The sequence below is a fragment of the Deltaproteobacteria bacterium genome, from assembly GCA_016180845.1.
Classification (GTDB): Bacteria; UBA10199; UBA10199; order JACPAL01; family JACPAL01; genus JACPAK01.
The window spans coordinates 19484-41200 of record JACPAK010000010.1 but is presented as its reverse complement, the minus strand read 5'-3'; the positions used below and the strand labels follow the sequence as shown (position 1 = coordinate 41200).

General features: G+C 48.3%; 18 protein-coding genes. 3 read left to right on the top strand and 15 right to left on the bottom strand.

Annotation, left to right across the window (positions count from 1 at the left end; all coding sequences use genetic code 11):
• Window positions 1–226: 226 nt before the first annotated feature.
• The 7 genes from HYT76_10365 to rpoN are packed head-to-tail and all read right to left on the bottom strand — an operon-like array spanning window position 227 to window position 5076.
• Window positions 227–553, bottom strand: a complete 327-nt coding sequence (locus HYT76_10365) for an HPr family phosphocarrier protein (GenBank protein ID MBI2083949.1) — start codon at window positions 551–553, stop codon at window positions 227–229.
• The gene (locus HYT76_10360) at window positions 495–905 is read right to left on the bottom strand and encodes a PTS sugar transporter subunit IIA (GenBank protein MBI2083948.1); all 411 of its coding nucleotides are present in this window, start codon (window positions 903–905) and stop codon (window positions 495–497) included. The genes HYT76_10365 and HYT76_10360 overlap by 59 nt, the downstream gene beginning before the upstream one ends.
• Entirely contained in the window at window positions 906–1802 is an 897-nt protein-coding gene (gene rapZ / locus HYT76_10355; protein ID MBI2083947.1) for an RNase adapter RapZ, read from the bottom strand.
• A complete protein-coding gene (gene hprK / locus HYT76_10350) occupies window positions 1799–2773 on the bottom strand; it encodes an HPr(Ser) kinase/phosphatase (protein MBI2083946.1) in 975 nt (324 codons plus the stop codon). Before hprK ends, rapZ begins: the two co-directional genes overlap by 4 nt.
• Window positions 2774–2786: 13 nt before the next feature.
• Window positions 2787–3248 (bottom strand): PTS sugar transporter subunit IIA, encoded by a 462-nt coding sequence (locus tag HYT76_10345; protein ID MBI2083945.1) that lies wholly within the window; start codon window positions 3246–3248, stop codon window positions 2787–2789.
• Window positions 3249–3291: 43 nt separating this feature from the next.
• Window positions 3292–3585 (bottom strand): ribosome-associated translation inhibitor RaiA, encoded by a 294-nt coding sequence (gene raiA, locus HYT76_10340; protein MBI2083944.1) that lies wholly within the window; start codon window positions 3583–3585, stop codon window positions 3292–3294.
• Window positions 3586–3603: 18 nt separating this feature from the next.
• Window positions 3604–5076, bottom strand: a complete 1473-nt coding sequence (rpoN, locus tag HYT76_10335) for an RNA polymerase factor sigma-54 (GenBank protein ID MBI2083943.1) — start codon at window positions 5074–5076, stop codon at window positions 3604–3606.
• 214 nt (window positions 5077–5290) lie between these two features.
• On the opposite strand from rpoN, the gene HYT76_10330 reads away from it, so the two are divergent.
• A complete protein-coding gene (locus tag HYT76_10330; GenBank protein ID MBI2083942.1) occupies window positions 5291–5722 on the top strand; it encodes a hypothetical protein in 432 nt (143 codons plus the stop codon).
• 18 nt (window positions 5723–5740) lie between these two features.
• On the opposite strand, the gene HYT76_10325 is transcribed toward HYT76_10330, so the two are convergent.
• From HYT76_10325 to HYT76_10315, 3 genes are all read right to left on the bottom strand, one after another.
• Complete coding sequence (locus HYT76_10325) at window positions 5741–7174, bottom strand: hypothetical protein (GenBank protein ID MBI2083941.1); 1434 nt, start codon at window positions 7172–7174, stop codon at window positions 5741–5743.
• Window positions 7171–8709, bottom strand: a complete 1539-nt coding sequence (locus HYT76_10320; GenBank protein ID MBI2083940.1) for a hypothetical protein — start codon at window positions 8707–8709, stop codon at window positions 7171–7173. Before HYT76_10320 ends, HYT76_10325 begins: the two co-directional genes overlap by 4 nt.
• A 131-nt stretch (window positions 8710–8840) precedes the next feature.
• On the bottom strand, window positions 8841–10532 hold the full coding sequence (locus HYT76_10315) for a CTP synthase (GenBank protein ID MBI2083939.1): 1692 nt from the start codon (window positions 10530–10532) through the stop codon (window positions 8841–8843).
• 225 nt (window positions 10533–10757) lie between these two features.
• Between HYT76_10315 and HYT76_10310 the strand changes: the two genes are divergently transcribed.
• Complete coding sequence (locus HYT76_10310; protein MBI2083938.1) at window positions 10758–12665, top strand: SBBP repeat-containing protein; 1908 nt, start codon at window positions 10758–10760, stop codon at window positions 12663–12665.
• A gap of 22 nt (window positions 12666–12687) precedes the next feature.
• On the opposite strand, the gene HYT76_10305 is transcribed toward HYT76_10310, so the two are convergent.
• On the bottom strand, window positions 12688–13914 hold the full coding sequence (locus HYT76_10305) for a patatin-like phospholipase family protein (protein MBI2083937.1): 1227 nt from the start codon (window positions 13912–13914) through the stop codon (window positions 12688–12690).
• Here HYT76_10305 and HYT76_10300 point away from each other — a divergent pair.
• Entirely contained in the window at window positions 13914–14096 is a 183-nt protein-coding gene (locus tag HYT76_10300; GenBank protein ID MBI2083936.1) for a hypothetical protein, read from the top strand. The two genes, HYT76_10305 and HYT76_10300, sit on opposite strands and share 1 nt — an antisense overlap.
• Before the next feature lie 59 nt (window positions 14097–14155).
• On the opposite strand, the gene HYT76_10295 is transcribed toward HYT76_10300, so the two are convergent.
• From HYT76_10295 to HYT76_10280, 4 genes are all read right to left on the bottom strand, one after another.
• A complete protein-coding gene (locus HYT76_10295; protein ID MBI2083935.1) occupies window positions 14156–14428 on the bottom strand; it encodes a type II toxin-antitoxin system RelE/ParE family toxin in 273 nt (90 codons plus the stop codon).
• Window positions 14428–14652, bottom strand: a complete 225-nt coding sequence (locus tag HYT76_10290) for a hypothetical protein (protein ID MBI2083934.1) — start codon at window positions 14650–14652, stop codon at window positions 14428–14430. Before HYT76_10290 ends, HYT76_10295 begins: the two co-directional genes overlap by 1 nt.
• A 284-nt stretch (window positions 14653–14936) precedes the next feature.
• Window positions 14937–16178 (bottom strand): hypothetical protein, encoded by a 1242-nt coding sequence (locus tag HYT76_10285; protein MBI2083933.1) that lies wholly within the window; start codon window positions 16176–16178, stop codon window positions 14937–14939.
• A gap of 370 nt (window positions 16179–16548) precedes the next feature.
• On the bottom strand, window positions 16549–21546 hold the full coding sequence (locus HYT76_10280) for a sigma 54-interacting transcriptional regulator (protein MBI2083932.1): 4998 nt from the start codon (window positions 21544–21546) through the stop codon (window positions 16549–16551).
• Between the last annotated feature and the right edge of the window lie 171 nt (window positions 21547–21717).

The window sequence follows — 21717 nt, the reverse complement described above, 5'->3', positions numbered from 1 at the left end:
GGAGGCGGAGAGAACCGAGTCATCAGCAGACTCTCCGAAACAATCAGCCGAACTGTCGGCCGATACACCAGAGGAAGGATCGGAGCCTTTTGAACCGAGGCAGGAGGGGAAAAACATGAGGGATAACGAGAGGATTAAAAAAAGAATAGATACCCTTGCAGTGCTCACTAGATACCCATCGTAGAGGAGAATTGGTGAAATATCAATGAAGAAGAGGCAAAACCGCCTACTCTTCCCCAAAACCATTCTGAATTAGTGTTCCCAGCTCTGCCAGCGCCTGGGGGGCATCGTGGCCATCCGCCGTGATATGGATTTCGGATCCCCGTCCCGCTGCCAGCATCAGGATTCCCATGATGCTTTTCCCATTCACCTCATGGGCCCCTTTTTTCACCATAATATTGGCCCTAAACTTTGAGGCGGTTTTAACAAAGAGGGCCGCTGCCCGAGCGTGAAGACCGAGCTCATTTTTGACCTTGAACGCATGGGAGGCGGTATTAGTCGCTGCTCCCTTGTTGGAGGACTTCTGTTGCCCGTGCGATGTTTTTTTGGCCATATCGTTTAATGAAATCAGCAGTTTCTATTAAAGACCTGTTCTCCTGGATAGTTGCCAGTTTAATAATCATCGGGAGGTTGACCCCCGTCACAACCTCAATTTTACCCTCTTCCAGAAAGGAAAGGCAAAGGTTGGAAGGAGTCCCTCCAAACATATCTGACAAGAGAAGAACCCCATGTCCACGATCGGCACGCTGGACCGCCTGTTCAATTTTTCGGCGCATCTGCTCGACATCCTCGTTTTGTTCCAGGGCAACGCTATAAAGCGGGAGATCTTCCCGAACAATGGAGAGGACTGCACGGACCATCTCTTCTCCAATTTTCCCATGAGTCACAACCACTGTCCCGACCATCTAGTCTCCTCCCGAAGATCGTGTCATATCACGATGCGTAATCGTAACGTGAGATCCCCATCGTATCAAGTCTCTTCCGACCCGATCGGCAATCACGACGGAACGATGACGTCCGCCAGTACATCCAAAAGCGATTGTGAGATGCGCTTTGCCCTCCTTTAAGTAGGATTTCAAGAGAAAGCGCAAGGTTTTCTGAAGGATCTTCAAAAAATCCCGGGTTTCTTTTTTCTCGAGGACATACCTTTTCACCTTCGGGTTTTCGCCGGGCAGGGCTCCAAGTTTTGGGACAAAATGGGGATTGGAAAGAAAACGGACATCAAAGATGAGGTCGGCTTCCGTTGGCAGTCCGAAGTGGTATCCGAAAGAGAGTACCTGGATGGAAAGTGCGGAAGTCATTGCAGGGAGCCTCAGGCATTGCAACACGGTCTTTTTCAAGATGTGAGTGGAAAGGGCTGAGGTATCGATAAAATGAGTTGCCCTATCCCGGATGGGGCGCAGGAGCTTTCTTTCCTTTTGCACACCGACAAGGACCTGTCCTCGAGGGGCGAGGGGATGACGGCGACGGGTTTCTGAAAATCGTCTGAGAAGAATTTCATCGCGTGCATCGAGAAAAAGGATACGAACTTTGAGTTGCTCACGTTTGAGAAGTTGATGGTATTTTGGAAAGTGTTTCAGGAATTCGGTATCCCTCGCATCCATCACGAGGGCAACTTTTTGATCATGCGGGTAGTCGGTTTGACTTATGAACAGATCCAGAAATTTTGGAAGGAGTTTACCGGGGAAATTATCAATAGCGAAATAGCCGCTATCTTCCAGGACATGAAGGGTCGTTGATTTCCCTGCCCCGGAGAGTCCTGAGATAATTAAAATTTCTTTCCTGGGTTGACTGGAGGTCATTCAGCAAGATCTCGCAAGGTGGCGTGCTCCCCCTCAGAATCCGACAACAAAAGTTTTTTTGTCAACTTTGCCTGAAACTCGCGTGCGGAGTGAACGCCCTTGACTTTCAGGAGTTGGTTGCGGGCTGCCACTTCAATAACGGATGTCAGACTACGTCCTGGACTCACAGGAATACGGAGCAGGGGAATTTTGATCCCCAAACATTCATAAGACTGTTCGTCAATCCCCAAACGGTCGTACTCTTCCTTTGATTTCCATTCGATCAGTTTAATGGCGAGCTCGACAAGTTTTTGATCACGCACAGAGGCGACGCCAAAGAGGTCTTTGATATTGATGATCCCCAAACCACGGATTTCCATGTGATACTTTGTGAGCTCGCTGGCAAAACCATAGAGGGAATGAGGTGCTTTTTTTCGGATATGAACGATATCGTCCGCTACGAGACGATGTCCCTTCATGACGAGTTCAAGCGCGCATTCGCTCTTCCCAATTCCGCTCTTTCCCATCAGCAGGATGCCGATCCCAAAAACATCGATAAGTCCTGCATGGAGGGAGGTCGATTCTGTTAATTTTTCCTCCAGGCAATTGGTCACTCGAGTGACGAAGGAAGAGGTAGCCAAATCAGTTTCCAAAACAGGGATCCCGCGTCGATCCGCTTCATTCAGGAGGAGCGAAGGGGTCCTGTTGCCGTGGGTAATCACAATACAGGAAAGATCGACTTTGCCGAGCTGACGGGCCGCCTTTCTTAACTGATCCCTTGAGAGGCTTTTTAAATAATTGATTTCGAGAGTTCCCAGGACCTGAATGCGGCCGGGATGGAGGCTAGCGGTGTGTCCTGTGAGGGCGAGGCCTGGTTTTTGAATGCGGGGAATTGTAATCTTTTTCGAGAGGCCTTTTCGACCTCTGACTAATCGAAGGCCGAGATGATTGTCTTTGTCAGTCAGCAGATCACGTATGGAAAGGGCATTCATTTAGAATTCAGCTTTACGATTTTTCGTCTTCTTCGATGATGTATTGATAGAGTTGCTGTTCGTCCTTGGCCTCTAGCAGCTTATTGCGGAAATGAACATCTTTTAAAAGACGGGAGAGGCGGGCCAGGGCTTTCAGGTGGAGGCTTGCTGCGTTTTCAGGGGCAAGTAGAACAAAGAAAAGATGCGCCGGTTTTGAATCCTGAGAGTCAAAAGGGATACCGGGGAGACTGCGTCCAAAAGCGGTGGTGATTTGGGTTAATTGTGAAATTTTTCCGTGTGGTATAGCGACCCCATTACCAATTCCTGTGCTACCAAGTTTTTCTCTTTCAATCAGAATACGAGTAATCCCTTCTGGAGAAATATCGGGAATCTGACGGCAGAGGAGCGAAGCCATCTCAACAAGAACATTTTCCTTAGAGGTTGCTTTCAGGGAAGAGATAATCGCATCTTTTGCCAAAATCTGTTTTATTTTCATGTGAGGTCTCTTGCTATCGGATTAGAGATAAAAAAGCAATGGTCTAGTGATGGTGTGACTTGATCTTCTCTTTTAGCTTTCTCAGTTGTCGCTCGAGCTTATGAAGGACGATATCCAGAGATCGATACATATCGTGACTTCCTTCTTTTGCGTAAAGGGTATGATTATTTTCTGAAAGGGTGATCTCAGCGACATGCCTTGATTTCTCCACTGTGAGAATCACATGGGCCTGTATCGCCTTCATAAAATACTTGCTCAGCTTTTTTATCTTCTCATCGATATGTTGTTTTATAGCGGGCGAAGGATCGCTGTGCCGAAAAGTAACGGTTGTTTCCATAACAAACCTCCTAAAAAATTAAAGAACTTGTCTTCTTCGAGAAGAGGGTGAAATTCCGAGCAGCTCTCGATATTTTGCAATAGTCCGTCGAGAAATCTTGACCTCTTGTTTCTGGAGCATTTCGGCGATCTGCTGATCGGACAGTGGATGCCGCGCATCTTCTTTTTCTATCATTTGACGAATAGTCGCCTTGATGCTTTCAGAAGTCACTCCATCACCCGAGTTTGTCGGAAGACGGTTATTAAAAAAGAATTTCAGTTCAAAAAGTCCGCGTGGCGTCTGAACGTATTTGTTTGTCGTGACGCGAGAAATGGTGGACTCATGCATTTGGATATCCTGTGCGACATCTCGCAGGATCATTGGTTTCAATTGGGAGACACCGTTCTCCAGAAAACCACGTTGAAACTTGATGATCGAATGGGTCACCTTATAAAGAGTCCGCTGTCGCTGATGAATGCTGCGTATTAACCACATCGCGGAGCGGAGCTTGTCCTGGATATATTCCTTGGTCTGGGAGGTCGTCTCATTTTTGAAGAGGGCGTTGCGATAAAAAGAGCTGATTTGAAGTTTGGGGAGCCCATCGTCATTTAAAGAAACGATATAATCATTGCCGACCTTGTGGATATAGACATCCGGGATAATGTATTGGGGATTTTCTCCACCAAAAGGGCGTCCTGGTTTTGGTTCGAGCGTCGAAATAATATGGGCCAGTTCCCGGAGCTTTTCATTACTGATCCCGAGTCCCTTTGTGATCGCCCCGTAGTTTCTTTTTTCCAGATCTTCAAGGTGATGATCGATCAGTTGTTCGAGGAGGGCGGTCTCCCTTTCAAAAGGGGTAATCTGCAGTTTGAGGCACTCCTTGAGATCCCGAGCGCCGACGCCGGTAGGATCAAATTCCTGGATCATGCCCAAGACCTCTTCCACACGATCCAGAGGGAAATCGTTGTTATCGGAGATTTCCTGAAGGTTCCCCTGAAAGTAGCCGTCGTCATTGATGTTCCCAATAATATCCTCGGCAATCAGGGTTTCATCCTCGGTCATGTCCGAGAGGTGAAGTTGCCATAACAGATGGTCTTGAAGCGTCATGGAGGGAGCCGATTTATTCTCATAGGAGGGCATCTCATCCGGAAATTCTCCATTGCCACGGCGAGGCTCCGATTCAGCGGCATTATAAGTGCCCAAATAGTTTTCCCAGTCGAAGTTGGTCGGTTCTTTCATCTCTCCATCACGTGTCCCGACCTCGGCTGTCTTTTGCTCCTTGTCGTGCACATCATGGGTTAGGTTGGCTGGTTCCGTGACTGAAACCTCCTCTTCGGGGCGTGCTTCCTGCTCAAGCTGCTCTTCGAGGATCGGATTTTCAGTCAATTCGTGCTGGATCAGGTTTTCCAGTTCGAGGCGAGAGAGTTGAAGAAGCTTGATCGCTTGTTGTAACTGGGGGGTGATAACAAGTTGCTGCGCTAATCTCAGGGACTGCTTGATCTCTAATGCCATTCCAGCTTCCCTTCCAAGGTGCAATAATAAGTCTCGCGAGATCCCAAGTCAAGAAACATGACGAGATTTTAGAAAGACTTTTTCAGTCGGCTCTTTATGATCTTGACTTTTTGGTGACTTTTTTGGTGCTGTTTTTGGTGCACAACTTTTCTGGTCCAGAATCGATAACCAAGATGTGTCTCTTGATAAGAATTATTAAAAAGGGGGGTTCCAAATGAGTCGACTTTTAACAGTCTTGGCCGCGGTAGGGGCGTCATTGGCCTGGGCCTGTGGTGGCAGAGGGGCTGAGGATCAATGTGCTGAAGGGGATCGGGAGTGTTTAAACAATCAATATTATGACAATTGTGAAGAGATTCAGGCGCGGATAGCGGGGAGTTACAGGCCCAACGGCTATGATATAGGCCCCCCTCCCGCGTGGGATGATCAGTGGATTGAAGATCCCCCGATGGATCTGGCAAGGCTCAAACAGATGACTGACGCCGGGCAGTGTACACGAACAGTTTTTTGGAGATCACCGATCGATAAGGACCAGAAATGCTTCTCAACAGTGACCTATCAGCTCAATGATGATAATCCGCAGGGGTTCGATATCCTTGATTTTGAAAGGACCGAGGCAGAGGCCTGCAGTTTTATTCCTTCCCGCTAGCGTCTTGACCAAGGTTTATTAAGGCTCATCTCTTCCTTGGATGTAACGTAGGTATTGAGCGTTAAAATCATTGAAACGGTTTGGGCATCGAGCGGCAGTTTCAGGCGGATAGCCGGTATAACCGGGCGATCCACTGCAACGTTCAAAAAAGTATCCGGGTGCCCAAGGGGTTTCGGTACTATTCATGATCGTTCGTGGGATATTTCTCTGGGCTGCGACAAAATCCGGTTCAAACGGATCATGACTGAGGCAGATCGGATTACCATAACCATCAAGCACCTCTATTCCTTCAAGGCATGTTCCATACAGATGCTCATTACTGACAAGCCCTGCTGCATGAGCAATTTCATGGGCCGCTGAATTGCCGAGTATCCTCGCCATATCCTGAACCCGATTGTCGCTACCATCAGCCAAGGTCAAAAACCCACCATCGAAGGCGGCGTCGATCGCGGCAGCCATCGAGGGGACATAAATATTACAGGCCCCACCTGACAGGTCCGAATTGAGCCAATCAAAGGCGCAATCACCTAAATAACGTCCATAGGCCAAACAGATATCATTGTTGATCGGAGAACAGATATCATCCGTAACCTCTGCCTCCGGAATCCCAAAAATTGTTGCACATTCTTCTACCGTAGGCTCCCACAATATACAGGGAACCATCTGCACAACCTGCACGTTATCAGGGAACTCATAATAGTTATAGGTGACATCGATATCGGTATAAGTAGCTGTTTCATATTCATCGATGATCGTCTCGATTGAGGAGGGGGCTTCCCAAATTTCCACTCTCAGTGGCCAAAATGGATCATAGGCCCAGGCATAACGGGCGAGAAAATTTCGTTCGGTTTCGATCTTTGCCATATCTGCGGTAATTGCTAGACGAACCCAATACTCTATTGCCGGATCGAATGTCCCAATAATGGATGTAGTACTACTCAGAGTATTTTTTAGAGAGCTATCCACCCAATCACCCCAGTAAGTTGTATAGGTCCCTTCCCAATTGAAAAAGATGTACTGTCGCCGGGCAGCTGTCAGATCCGTTCGATAGGTGGTCAACCGATAACGGGATGGTCTCAAGAGAGGTCTGAAACATTCAAACTGATAGAGTCCCTGTGAAGCGCCCGTGAATCCCAGGTTAAACTCAAAAAATCCATAGTCATCAGTTGTCGTTTCGTAAGGATAACTGATTCTTCCCGATGCAATATAATCACCATAATTTTCTCTGTAAAAGTTGGATTGACAGGGGAGTCCTCCCCAATCTTCATAGATATCAACAAGGGCGCCATCAGACCAGCGTCCCACCAGTCCAGTGAGGGTGAGAGAGTCTGTCGTTATCAGGAGATCCTCCTGGAGGGGTCGGAAGACCCAAGCCCGATCTATATCACATCCCTGAGAAAGGAGGAGAATTGTTGCGGCAGCATACGTTATTAAAAAGGAGCGCCTTTTCATGGCTTGTTTTTCTTCCCCTTCTGGAGCATCTGTCCCATTGTCTTGATCTGTCGAAATCGGCTGTTTGTTGCAATCTGGATCGCCTTGTCGGTCTGACTATTCTGAAGGAACGCCATGATGGCATGGCTCTGCCAGTATTTCTCGGCATCTGGTCTCATCGCGACTTGAAGAATTTGCGAATCGATATCGGGGCTCGTGTAATATCTCTTCAAGAAGCGGATCGCCTCTGGAACAACCTGAGGGTGTCCCGACTGGAGTTGGTAAAGCATCGCCCCTTTCAACCCCTCTTCGGCAGGGGTGATTATTTTTTTGGAGAGCTGCATTTCCAGTGATGTTATCGCCGCTTGTTGGATTCGAAAGCTGACCTTGCCGTTTTTGGCGGGAAACGGCCATCCTTGTGGTGAATCGGTAAGGAGTGAGACGAGGAGCTTTGATTTTCCCGATTGGATCCCCTTGCATCTCGTATAGTGTTGGGCGATCGAATCCCAGGTTTGATTTTTTTCAAATGATTCAAGATAATCGGAAGGAAGATTTTTAAGTTCATTGCTGATTTTTTCCACATACTGATCCATCAGATCGCATTGATTCGTCATGAAGAGGGCGTAGGCGAACTGTTCAAGGATGACGGTGGTTATTTTTTCAGGATGTTTTTCGAAATACCCTATCCCTTTTTTCACCGCTGCAGCATCACGGGCTAATCCCAGATGATATGGGATCAGCATCGTCACAAATTCGTTCGTGCTTTTTTCAAGCTCACTCAGCAGCCAGGAGGCGTTGTCAGGACATTTCAGTGAGGAACGGAGGTTCAGTTCGCCTTGATTGATGATATTCTTGTTCGCCTGATTAAAATCATTCTTGAGGAGATTGCAGAGAGGGCCGATATTTTTCTTCAGTTTGGAAACGTTGTCCGAAATGACTTTTAAAAGGGCATTAATATCGGCAACGGACTTTGTTTTTAAGACCTCCGCAACACAGCCGGGCAGATTTGGATTGTCCGTTTGTTTTTGGGCAATGAGGGCGCAGTGAGACGCCTTTAAGGCAGGGGTCTGAACTGATTTCATCGCGATAGCCGATTTTTGGAGGTTGTTTTTATTTTTAATAAATTCACGTAAGCCGGGACCGTCTTTTACAGTTAGCGATATCCCATCGTTAGGGTGAAAGGTGTAGACTGTCTTGGAGATCTTTCGAAGATTTTTATAAACGGGGGATTTTTCGCTCAGCTTTATCAAAAACAGGAAGGGGGATTTTCTCCCATCGAATTTACAAGACTCCGGTTTCACCCCCTCCTGGCAAATCAGGAAGATCGTTGAGCCTTTTTTCACGTTTCCATTAAAGACATCGGTAATTTTAACTTTGAAGACACTATTTCCTTGGAGAAGTGTCGTGGGAAGAGTTTGTGGCGCTGTATAGGTGATGACCTCACGATTAATCAGATGATGCAGGAGATGATAACCATAACCACAGGCGAGAATTTTCTGGGCTGGGACCAAGGAGACAAGAAGAACAAGGAGTTGAAAGGTTGCTTTCTTCACCATCTTCCTCATGAGAACCTGGATAGTGCATAATCAATGCCAGATTAATAAGCCGGGGCTAAAAAATAAGATGTGTGATTACAAGTGATTAGCAAGGTGGGGGGGGCAAGTTTTTTCTCAAAACGATAATTTTATCATTCTGAGAATTTTGCTTTTTTCTTCTTGGAGGCCGTTTTCGGAATTTCCGTGGTGACCTCTTCCCCTTTTCGGCTGACCCACGACTTACGTGCCTTTGCCTCACAAGCGGCTTTCAAGAATTGAGTGAAGAGCGGATGGGCATGGTGAGGACGGGATTGGAATTCTGGATGAAATTGACAGCCAAGAAACCAGGGATGTTTTTTGATCTCGACGATCTCAACGAGTGATCCTTGGGGGCAGATACCTGAGACGACAAGTCCCTTTGCGGCAAGGCGATCGATATAGGCGTTATTGAATTCGAACCGATGCCGATGTCTCTCCGTAATTTCCGATTCTCCATACGCCTGTGAGGCGAGCGAGTTTTTCTCGAGGTGACAAGGATAGGCACCCAGTCGCATCGAGCCCCCCTTCATGACGACCGCCTTTTGGGATTCCATGAGATCGATGACGGGGTGTGGGGTGTCCTTATTAAACTCCGTTGAGTTCGCCTCTTTCAATCCACAGACATTCCGGGCGAATTCGATCGTCGCTATCTGCATCCCGAGGCAGATCCCGAAGAAAGGGATTTTATTCTCTCGGGCATACTGAGCGGTGCGGATCTTTCCTTCAATCCCACGATTTCCAAAACCGCCGGGGACGAGGATTCCGTCGACATCCTTAAAATTGTCTCCAATCTCTTTGTCTCCCTCCAATGTTTCTGAATCGATAAATTTGAGCTGGACCTTCGCCTCATTGGCGTATCCGCCATGTCTCAAGGCCTCATTGAGGCTCTTGTAGGCATCGGTCAGATGGACATACTTGCCGACCACACCGATTGTGACCTCCTGTTTCAAGTTTTTGATCTGTTGGGAGAGCGATTCCCATTGGCCAAGCTCCGGTGATCGTGTCCAGATGTTCAAAATTTCGACTATCTTGTCATCAAGCCCCTCCTCATGGAAATGCAACGGCACATCATAAATCGTTTCCACATCCTGGGCGGTGACGACGCAATCGGCGGGGACATTACAATAAAGGGCGAGTTTTGCCTTTAATTCCTTTGAGAGCGCTCGATCACTGCGGCAGAGCAGGATGTCGGGTTGGATACCGATCTCGCGGAGTTTGCCGACGCTGTGTTGGGTCGGTTTCGTTTTGAGCTCACCGGCCGTCTTGATGAACGGAACAAGCGTGAGGTGGATATAAAGCACATTTTCCCGACCGACGTCGGCTCGGAACTGCCGGATCGCCTCGAGGAAGGGGAGGCTCTCGATATCACCGACCGTCCCACCGACCTCGACAATGACAAGATCGACCCCCGTAGAGACCTTCATGATCCGTGCCTTAATCTCATCCGTGATATGTGGGATCACCTGCACGGTCCGTCCCAGATAGTCGCCACGGCGTTCCTTCGTGATGACCGACTCGTAGATCTTGCCTGTGGTCAGATTATTTGCCTTTGTTAACTGGGCTGAGGTGAATCGTTCATAGTGACCCAGGTCGAGGTCGGTCTCGGCGCCATCTTCGGTGACGTAGACCTCCCCATGCTGGAAGGGGCTCATCGTACCGGGGTCAACATTGATATAAGGATCGAGTTTCTGGAGTGTGATCTTGAGTCCGCGTGCTTCGAGAAGGGCACCGATCGATGCGGAGGCGAGCCCTTTTCCTAAGGAACTCACAACACCACCGGTCACAAAGATGAATTTGGTTTTCACGCTGGATCTGTTTCCTACTCTCAAGTGGATCAAACTGGCAACTTAAAAGTCATGGGTTTAAAAATTTATCAAAACGATAAAATTATCATTTAGATAAATTCTTCATTGGGTATCAATAAACTAAAAAGATGAGCTACTTTAATGTGTTATATTCCTTTTTCCATCGCCTCTGAGCTGGCACACTTCTTGCTTCAATAAACTCTCATGGCCAAGACCCTCTTCATAATGACCTCGTTTTTTATCAGTCTCCTGATTTTTCAGACCGGATCCGAAGGGCTCTTTTTGAGACCGCTCCAAGCCCAGACAAAATTTACCAGACAGGAAGTCAAAAGAGCCGTTCAACCCAAGAAATCTAAGAACCCATTCCAGGTGAGACGCGCCAAGGAGAGTTTGGAACTTACCAAAAAGGAAGTTTCTTTGACCGAGAGAATCAAGAAAGGGTTTAAAGAGTTTGGTAAGCGGTTCGATAGGATATTCGATCTTGATCCTCGAGTGATTGTCCGTTTTAACCTTTGTGGAAATGGGGTTCTTAATGGTGGGGAGAGGTGCGACGATGGGAATCGAGTCTCCGGAGATGGTTGTAGCGAAGATTGTGTCATCGAATGCGAGTTGCCGCAGGGAGTTCTGACTCACATCCCAGAATGTCCAGCCTCCTGTGGAAATGGGATCTTGGAAGTGGGAGAAGAGTGTGATGAGGGGCTCGCGAACAGCGATACTGTCGTAGGGGCATGCCCGAAGAACTGCATCCGGCCCGTTTGTGGCAATGGGATTGTGGAAGCAGGGGAGGCGTGTGACGGTGGTTTTGGTTGCACCGATCGTTGTGTGAGACGGCCACCGACTCCCTGTGATCCGGCCGGCAAGCCTAAATCCCCTGATGATCCGATTGATCCCCATTATGCCCTTTGTGAATCGCCAGACACCCCTTGGAGAAGGATTCTTGGGGAACCGGGCACTATAGATGACCATGGTGTTGATATCGCCGCTGATATGTACGGAACCCTCTATACCGTGACCAATGCAGACTCATGGACAACGGTGGTTCGACAATTTGATGCCTGCGGAAATTTGATCTGGGAGCTCCCATTCTCAGGAAAGTATGCGAGTGGGATTGATATCGATGCGTGTGGAAATAGTTACATCACAGGTCAAAATTTCTTTGGTCCGGAGGGACTCTTCATTGCAAGGGTCACTCACGAAGGTGAATCTGGAGGCGGCTTTTCATTTAACATCTCTGAGGATACCTGGGATGGAGAAAGATCATCAGATATTACCGTCGACCGTCCTAATAAGCGACTCTATGTGACGGGATCAACCGGACCTTTTATGGAATCAGAGATTTTTGTGAGGAGATATGATTTCACCCCCTTCGGTATCACCCCTCTTGTCTGGGGAAACATTGTCAATGGAACCTCTGAAGGGGAGACTGATTTAAGAGATTATGGCAGCGGTGTTGCCGTTGATTCAGTAGGGAATCTTTATGTCACGGGGACGGTTGGGGTAGGTTCATGGCCCTCTACCCCCTCCATCTCACACCTTTGGCTTGCAAAGTATTCCTCCGGTGGTAGCCAGCTTTGGTCACTGAACTGGTCCGAAGACCCTGAACTCTCTTCTCAATCAAGTGATGGAAAAGATCTCGCCGTAGACCCCGAGGGAAATATTCATGTCGCAACCCACGGACTTATCGGGCCACCTTGGAGTTGGCCTGTTGTTGCGAAATACAGTAGTGATGGTGAACGCATCGGTCTCCTGACACGGACTAACGACCAAGCGCGTGAGATCAATGGGATTGCCGTCAATGCAGAAGGGGAGATTCAGATTGCTGGAGATCAGAGGTACATGGGGGGCATTGGTTCAGAAGATGATATTGATCGGAGATGGGCGGCACGGTTCAACACAGATTATTCTGCCGATTGGGAGCATTGTATCAACCAAGTTTCTGGATCTTATGGCTTTGTGGAGAGATTTAGTGCTGTCACGGTTGATCCTACGGGGGCTGTCTACTTTATCGGATCCCTCCATAATCCTCCTGTTGACCCTCTGGAGGGGTTTTATATGGATATTGTTATCGAAAAATATCTTCCTGATGGTACAGGGCCTGCGTCCGATGGAGAGACCCCATGTCTCTTACCTTGACAGACTCGAACAAATTTTTAGCTTAACTTTCCAGAAATTCGATGATTGCCTGGCGATTTGACTTGGCATCTTCAAACCCCAACTCAAGGAGTTTTTTTAGGTATTCTGGGATGAATCCAATGTACGAGAGAAAGTCGATCCCTCCGGTCGGATCGACATCCAGAAAGCGCAGCATGAATTTCTCAAAGAGGGTAAAATGTTTGTCCCGATGGCGCTGAAAGATGTGACTGAAGAGTTCTCCGATATCCTCGCTCGGCCGGATCCGAAACACCTTGAGTCTCTTGAGCCCCCGGTTTGCGATGTCACCACGGATATTTTTTTTCTGAAGCATGGCATTGAGATCGGTCATGAAATTTTTCCCATACAGCTCCTCTCCCCAGTCGATGATCCGATTGATCCGTTCGAGCTGTTCCATGTCGTACTGGGTTCGATCGAGGAAGATGGAGTTCATGACGCGGCTCAAGACCTGCCCCAGTGAGGGCTGATGACCATGGATTCCATGGGAAGGGATTTTTTCTCCTGTACCTCGATGATGAAGACCGATCATAAAAATAGCGTCGGCTCCGAGCTGGATGGCAGGGGACATCGGTGTGTTAAGCCGGAGCCCCCCATCGGTATAGGCGATCCCGTCAATCAACACAGTCGGAAAAATAATCGGGATTGCGGCTGAGGCCTTCGCATGGATCGGCTGAATCTTCGTAAAATGAGTAATGTACTCTCCGGTATATTCCACCTCCGGATTTTTTTGGATAAACAGTTCGAAACGTCCGGTGAAGACATTCGTCGCTGAAACCGAGAGGGCCTGGATCAGACCACTGTCAATATTTTTGGTAATCTTTTCCCAGGGAATCGCCTTTTCAAGAAACGGGAGGAAGGGGGAGGTGTTGAGAAACCCCTCGAAATGGGTCGTTCCCTTTTTGAGCCAGCTGCCGCGGATCATGTTGAGCAAGATTCCCTTGCCCCCCTTGGTCAGAAAATCAAAGAGGGCTATCGTATCGCGCCGAAAGATCTGGTCGGCTCGTAGGTTTTCCCAGATTTCGCGCGACATCTTTCCCTGGTAGGCGAGGTCATCCGCGGTCGCTGCCATGAAACAGGAGTTGATCGCCCCGACGGAGGAACCACAATGGATGTCGAAATGACGGTTGCGAACGGAAGAGGGGAGCGCCGTCCTGATGTAGTGGATGATCCCCGCCTCATAGGCGCCACGTGCACCGCCTCCCGAGAGGACCATCGCTGTTTTTCTTTTCATTGGCACTGACGAACCCACATCAGAAAGTATACAGCAAAGGAGGAAAAAGGCGAAGAGTTCGTTTTTGCATCTGTACCGTTGAGAAATCGGACCTGCCGATCCGGGTTGATCTGCTGGAACGGAACTCGATCAGCGATGAATTTCGCAAGGTGATCGAGGAGAATTATGAAATTATTTCCTGAGAAGAAAATAACCCCAAATGACTACGACCGGTCGATAACGCAGTCTCGTGGCCTCAGGTTTATAAATTTCGATAAACCTCTCGGCGATGACCAATCTTGATTACTAAGACAACCAGCGACTCGTTTCTTACTTCATAAACAACCCGATAATCACCAATACGGATGCGATAGAGAGATGGAACTCCTTTCATTTTTTTGATGCGAAGGAGCTCGGAATAGGGGTTCTCCGACAGAAACCTTAACGCCTCCACGATCTTCCCATGTACCTTTGCCGGAAGGCGATCAAACTCCTGGCGAGCACTTTTGACAAATTCGATCCGATACGAAGCCATCAGGATTTCCGGCTTTTGCGACCAGCAAGAATTTTTTCGAGCGGAATAGTCTCTTCAGACCGACGCTGATGATAGGCCTCCAGATCCATTTCGTCCTCCAACTGTTCTACCAATGCCTGCTCCACCAGCGAACGGAGCTTCAACCCCCGACGCTTGCAAAACTCGGTGGCCGCTTTTTTGACTTGGGCATCAATCAGTGTCGATAAAGGGGATAATTGACTCATAGTGTGAAATTATAAGTTTAAAAAATGAAAAAACAAGAAAAAAATTGGTGATCATCAAAGAGGAAAAACGGGAGAAATTGAAAAAGTAGGGGTTTGATCGCGAGGAAGGTTTAGGACCGGTCGATGATGCAATAGTTGACCTGCTCGTAATAGCACCAGGTGCCCCAACCATCCGTTATCGTTGTGCAAGCGTGGGCGGCTGACGTCACCCACGTGAAGCCATCGATGTTCGACCATGCAAAAAAGTAGAGGCGAAGACCAAGGCCGCTTTTTGAGATCCCTTTCTATAAAAAGCCACCATAACGACACCTTCCACCAAGTACAGCCTCCAGGTCTGGAGCACACCAACAGGCCAGAAATCCACCAAGATCTGTTCCCAGCGAACAGTTGTACGAACAATAATACCCATCATTAGAACCATAACTGATCCCCCACAAGAAAGCATTCCCACCGGTGATTAGAGCCCCGTACGGGTTCGGCGCTACTCCCCATCCAGTTCCGACAGTCCCATCGGCCCGACATCCGACCCAATCGTCATCTCTCGGCCCTCCAGCTACATAGTTTCCCGATCCGTCCACGCAAACTTCTCCTAGAAACGGCCAAAGCCCGTCACTCACCAGATCCAGAACACCCCGACGACAATCTGTTAATGTATCTCCCTCGGAAGAACCACCCGATCCCCCGCCGCTATCACCTGTCCCTCCGGAGTCTCCTCCGCCGGAGCCTCCGCCTGATCCTTCAGTCTCAGGAGGAGGACAGAACGACAGACCGGAGGTTCGTGAGCAGATTGTGTCGCAGAAAGCAGGGGCGCTGTCGTTCATACAGGAATTGCGGCAAGCAACCGAATCAAGGAAGTGCATTATTATGGCTTCTACGATGAACGCGGTTGACTCATCCATATAGGCACGAAGGACTCGTTCCTCAGAGGAAAAAGTTGAACTTGGGAAGAGCCATCGAGTGACCGAGTGGGTTGCCTCATGAGCCACTATTGAAATAGTTGTGTCACTTAAAGGCGAAAACCTTTGGCTGACTTCAATTGCGTTAACCCCAAAATTTAATCCGCCCATTCCTCCATCCCCCCACCAAATCCAAAAAGGGATGGTTTCGTTACAAAACCTTTCATGCCCTTGGGGGCAGTCAACAAAGGTATTCGGTGCAAGGACATGGGAAAACCATAAGGCAACCTGACGGGCAAATTCTACATAGAGGCGGAATTCAGAACCGACATTACCTACCTCTTCTACGTCATTTCTCTCAATAGCATTTTCGATATTTTCCGCTGCCCGTCTCATGAGGATTGCGACAAGTTCCCGTTCTTCCAAACTCCAATAGAGTCGTTCAACTTCCTGGGCAAATGCCTCTGGGATCAGCCAATCAGAAAAATTTATGGCAACAGGCTCCGACTCCTCCGGCAAGGGGAATGTAGTTGGTATTAATAATTCTAACCATTCTTCGTTCGCATATTCACGCGATGGATGTCTAAAGGTACATCGGTTAAGTGTCTCTAGATCCTCTCCTTCACCCACCTCAGTGAATCTCCGTCCCCAACAGGGTGGAGTCAGGCGGGTCGACCAGGGCAAGTGAAAAACCAAGATCGACCGCCCAAGCCTTGGAGGTGCTTGAAAGTAGGAGTGCGACCCAGAATAAAAACAGACATTTTATGATTGCCTTCACTTCTCCCTCTGTAGAAACCTCATTCGCTGAAATAAAACTCAAGCCTGATACTAGTCCTTATTTTTCAAACATTGAATGTGTGATCTTTAACCCCCCCATCAAAAGGGGTACCAGTCCCCAGTCGATTACAATACAGGATCATGAAGGTGAATTGTTTTGGTTTTGGAGTAGCGAAATCGGAATCGTCTTTTCCATTTCGGAAAAATGATTCTGGTTTTTCGGTTATTTTGACGAGTCCGGGATCTCATATGCCTTGATCTTTTTATGAAGCGTCAGTCGTGAGAGGCCGAGTCGTCTCGCCGCCTCGCTCTTGTTCCCTCCACAGAGATCGAGAGTCTTTAAGAGGATTTCCCTTTCGTAGTCCTCCCACTTTTTCTCAGGATTAAGAAGAAAAACATCCTGAGAGGATCGAGCGAGATTGTCTTCCCCGCTCTTTTCATAGAGGTCTTTCTGGAGAATGATATGCTCCGCCTTGATCTCGCTTCCTTCAGCTAGCAGACAGGCGTTTGTGAGGCATTGCTCAAGCTCCCGAATATTCCCGGGCCATGGATAGAGGATCAGCGTATTCATTGCCTCTCGCGAGAACTTGAGATTCTTTGGCAATCGATTTTCCTTTTTTATCTTCTCAACGAAATGTTTTACCAGAAGTGGGATGTCCTCTTTTCTTTCCCGAAGGGGAGGGAGTGTGAGTGTCATTCCGGCTATTCGAAAATAGAGGTCTTCCCGGAATTTCCCCTCACGAACCATCTTCTTGAGGTCTTTGTTGGAGGCGGAGACGATCCGGACATTGATCTTGATCGGTGTTCGTCCTCCGACCCTCATGATCTCCTTTTCCTGAATGACCCGCAGCAGTTTGGCCTGCATCGCAAGGCTCATCTCCCCGATTTCATCGAGGAAGAGGGTTCCTTCATTCGCCTCTTCAAAAAGTCCTTTTCGATCCTGATCGGCGCCCGTAAAGGCTCCCTTGTAGTAGCCAAAAAGTTCACTCTCGAGAATTGTCTCAGGGAAGGCGGAGCAATTAATCGCGACGAACGATTTTGCTTTTCGGACACTATTCTCATGCAGGGCACGGGCGAGGAGTTCCTTGCCGCTCCCTGTTTCTCCGAAGATGAAGATAGGGACCTGCGTGTTCGTGACCTTATCCAGGGTCTTCAAGACCTCTTCGATCTTCTTCGATTTGCCAATGATCCTCTCATACGGAAAAAGTGTCCGGCGTGGTTTTTGAGAGACCATGCTTGCGAGTTCATGGATCTGTTGGGACTGCTCCTCAACGACTCGTTTCGTGTCGGAAAGATCTTCGGCAAGTTTTTGGCTGTAAGTTTCCCTCTCCTGAAAGAGCCAGGCGTTTTTCAGGGCGATCGCCGCCTGATCGGCGAAGGCCTCCAGGACAGGAAGGACTTCTCTCTTGAGAGGGGGCAACTCTTTCTCTGTATCGAGGTAGATGACGCCGATTACCTTGTTCTGGGCCTTCAGAGGAACACAGGCGACTGTTTTGAGTTCCAGACTGATCACACTTTTGAAGGCCTTCAGGTCTTCAAAGGCATTCAGAGAAAAAAGAGCCTGCCCTGTTCGAAGGACCTCTTTGGCAACTGATTGGGAGAATTGAATCGCCTCAAGATTCTCTTTCTGAATGTTCCTTGCGATCTTTGGTTCAAATCCTCCCTGACCGTCCGGGAGCAGCAGAAACCCCTCCTCAGCGCCGGAGAGCTCGATCGCCGTGTCCATGATAAATTCCAGGAGTCTCTGCGGATCATGTTCGGAGACCATCTTTTTGTTCACCTCGAGGAGACGCGAAAGAAACTGTTCTTGGGCCATAGCGGAAACCTCCTTCCAATCTTGCTCCAGTTTTTTTCTGGATTGTTGTTGACGATAGCGATCACGGTACTCTTCGGGGAGAAGCTGAACAATAGACTCAATGATATCGATCCCCTTTTTCATCAAACTGGCTGCTTGTTCCAGAGAACCTTCCTTTTTTTTGTGCAGTCCCCAGGTGTGATAGAGTTCCCACAAAATTTCCCGGAAACCATGTTGCTGGCAGAAACGTTCAAGGGGTTCACAGAGGGAAGGATCGAGTTTGGCCTTCAGAAGCTCAATGCGGGCAAGAAATTCTTCATCGTGAGAAGGCGGTTTTTTCTGCTCAATTGTTTTGATCCTTTTCTCGCAGGAGGTGATTTCCCCGTTTTCGTAATCAAGGTCAGCCAACGCATATTCTATCCAGAGCAGGAGATCGGGGAGTTCGGATTTTTGAGCCAGGGATCGCGCTTCATTCAAAACTTTTTCGGCCGATGATGAGCTCCCAAACTCCCTTTCCCAATATCCTTGCATCAAGAGGATCCATCCTTGAAGCGACTGGTCCTGGTTCTCGTCGGCCAATTCCTTTCCCTTGGAGAAACATTCCGCAGAGATCTCTTTCATCCCAAGCGTCAGGTAGACGCTTCCTTGTCTCAGCCAGTTAAACGCGATGTCCCGTGTTGTCCCCAGCCTCTCCTGATAGGAGACCATCTTTTGCAGTATAGAGAGACTCTCCGGATAACGGTTCTCTTTCAGATAGGCGGTTGTGAGATTTCCCAAGATGGTAAAAAGAAGATGATGCGCCCCTGTTTTTTCAGAAAGTTCAAGTGCCCTCCGAAGTTTTTCAATCGCCTCCCCATAGCGAGAAGAGCCGAGCAAGACAAAACCAAGATTATTTAAGAGATGGATCGCTTCAGGTGTCGATCGCCCTTGAACCCGCAGGAGACGATCTTCGGCGAAGCGGATCGCCTCGTCTGTCTGCCCATGAAGCGAAAGGGCCAATCCCAAATTATTGTTATGGATCTGTGATTGTTCTTCGTGAGGGAGGTCTTTTTCGAGTTTTAGTGAATTTTTGAAAAGCCTTATCGCCCCATCAACGTCTCCTGTCTGGAGATCCACATTGGCCAAGGCATTATAAAGGAGGACTTTTTTTAAGGAAGGGGAGGGGGGGAGCAGATTCAAGGCGCTCTCATAGGAGGCCTGTGCCTCGGAGAAGCGGCGCAGTTTAAAGGCAAGCCATCCCTTAATTTCTTCCTGTTCCACAGAACTATTCTTCGGGAGTTTTTTTGCCTTCTCCTGAGCTTCGCGAAATGAGCCGGAAAGGGCGAGAAGCCGGACTAACTGGAATCTCAGGGTGTCGGCTCGAGAGGATTCTTCCTCACAGAGTGAGGAGGCACGTTTGAGACATTCCACTGCTTGGGAAATGAGGCCTTTTTCTTTTAGCTCTCTTGCTGCTTCTTCATAAAGCCTTTGGGCCTTTTCTTTTTCTCCACCGGAAGCGAAATGATAGGCGAGTTCCTCGATACTTTTTTCTGACTGTTTTTCGAGTCCCAAGGCGATTTTTTGGTGAAGTCCCTTCTTTTTTTCAGGTTCGATCGTTTTGATCATCTCCAACGCGAGTGCCTGAGAGGAGAGCTCGTAACTGATTTTTGATGGGCCCATCTCCTTCCGGATCAGCCCCGATCGGACCATTTTTTCGAAAATCGGGCCGGTCTCTTTTTCGGAAAGATGAAGAATTTCGGAAAACTCTTTTTCAGAAGAAGGGCGGAAGAGGAGGGCGGCGATTTGAATCGCCTCTCGCTCTTGTCCGGAAAGCATTTCCAACCGATCACGGTAGAGGAGTGAGAACTGAGGGGGAGGGAGTATTTCATCCAATTTTTTCCCTTCGAAGAAGTCAGGAGCCAGAAATTGGAGTCCTTCCACCACGAGGAGCGGGAGACCTCCACTGTACTGTTTCAAAAGATGGGCGACCTCTCGGATTTTTTCCTGCTGGCCCAAGAGATGAGAGCAGTATTGGGAGATTCCTTGTTCACTCAAACGAGGGAGGCGGATTCCCCCTGAATCCTGGCTCGTTGCCAGAATCAGAAAAGGGGAGCCACGGCCTTCTTTTCGTTCAAGCTTCGATTTTGTCATGACGATCGAAAGCGTTTCTTTCATCTCAGGTTCGGCCTTGTGGAGATCGTCCAGCAGGAGACAGAAAGGGGCGGTTCTGGCCCTCTCCATCAGATGATGGGCATGTCTCAAAGGAAGCCATCCCTCTGTCGATTCCTCTCCGGCGATCGAAAGCGGTTCCTCAACAGCCGGTATTTCTTCTTCGGAAAGATTCAGGAGTTGGGCGAGTCGAGGCCAGGTTGGGATGTTCCAGTCGCAGGTAAGTTCGTAAGTAGGGATTTCATGGGGTTGAATAAAAAGTTTTGTTTCTTCCAGTATTCGGCTTTTGCCGATCCCCTGTTCTCCAGAGATCAGGATTACGGAAGAAAGCGGTTTTGCCGTCGCCGAAAAAAAACAGCTTCTGAAATGGGACTGGATTTCTCCCATGATCTCTTCTCGTTCTATCAGAGGGCCCTCTTTGGGAATCGAACGGCTTAATGTTTTTTCAGTGGAGAGATATTTTTTGCCTGTAGCGAGATTCAGAAAATTCAAAACGACTCTGGCATTGGAGAATCGGTCTGAGGGGTTTTTTGCAATCAATTTAAGAATCAACTCCTGAAGGTGTTTTGGGGGAAGGGGGTCCTTCCAGTGAATTTGCGAAAGATCCCCTTTGAGATGCCATTGCATAATTTTATGACTGTCATGGATGTCGAAAGGCCAGTCTCGGTTCAGGACTCGAAGCAGGAGGATGCCGAGGGAGTAGAGATCGGCCCGATGATCGATCTTCGAGGATCGGGAAAGGATCTCCGGAGCCATGTAGGCGAGTGTGCCGGCCTGACTGCGAGATTCATGGTTCAGGCGACTGGCGAGGCCAAAGTCGACCAGCTTGATCAGCGGATGACCTTTCTGAAAAGTGGCCAGGACATTTTGAGTCTTGATATCGAAGTGGATGACCCCTTGAGAATGGATGTAATCCAGCGCGGAAAGGATTTGAACGAGAATCTCTTCTGTCATGGGAGTTGTCGGCTCTGGCGTGGCGAGAAAAAGATCCTGCCCCGGGAAGTACTCTGAGGTGAAAAAATATTGTTGATCCTCTTCAGAGAAACCGAAGTCAAAGACCTTCGCGAGATGTGGGTGGCGAAGCGCCGCCAGGATACTGAACTCTTGTTTGAATCTCTCAATCAGGTCATGACGGAGCCCCTCTAATTTCAGGAACTTCAGGGCGATATCACGTTTTGAATCGGCCTCCGTCGCGAGCCAGACCGCGCCAAATTCCCCCTCGCCAATCTTTCTGATCAGGTGATAAACTCCTGCCGTGGACCGGAGTAACTTTTCCACAGTGTTTAATTCTAACTCATTAAATATCACTTGTCTGTTAATATTTTTTACAGCTACTTAGGCATGATTATTTTTAATAAATAATTATATAACAATTACAATGACTTGCTATTATTATTTAAAAAGAGATACTTGGCATGAGGATTGAATGTAATACAATTCGGAGAAGAA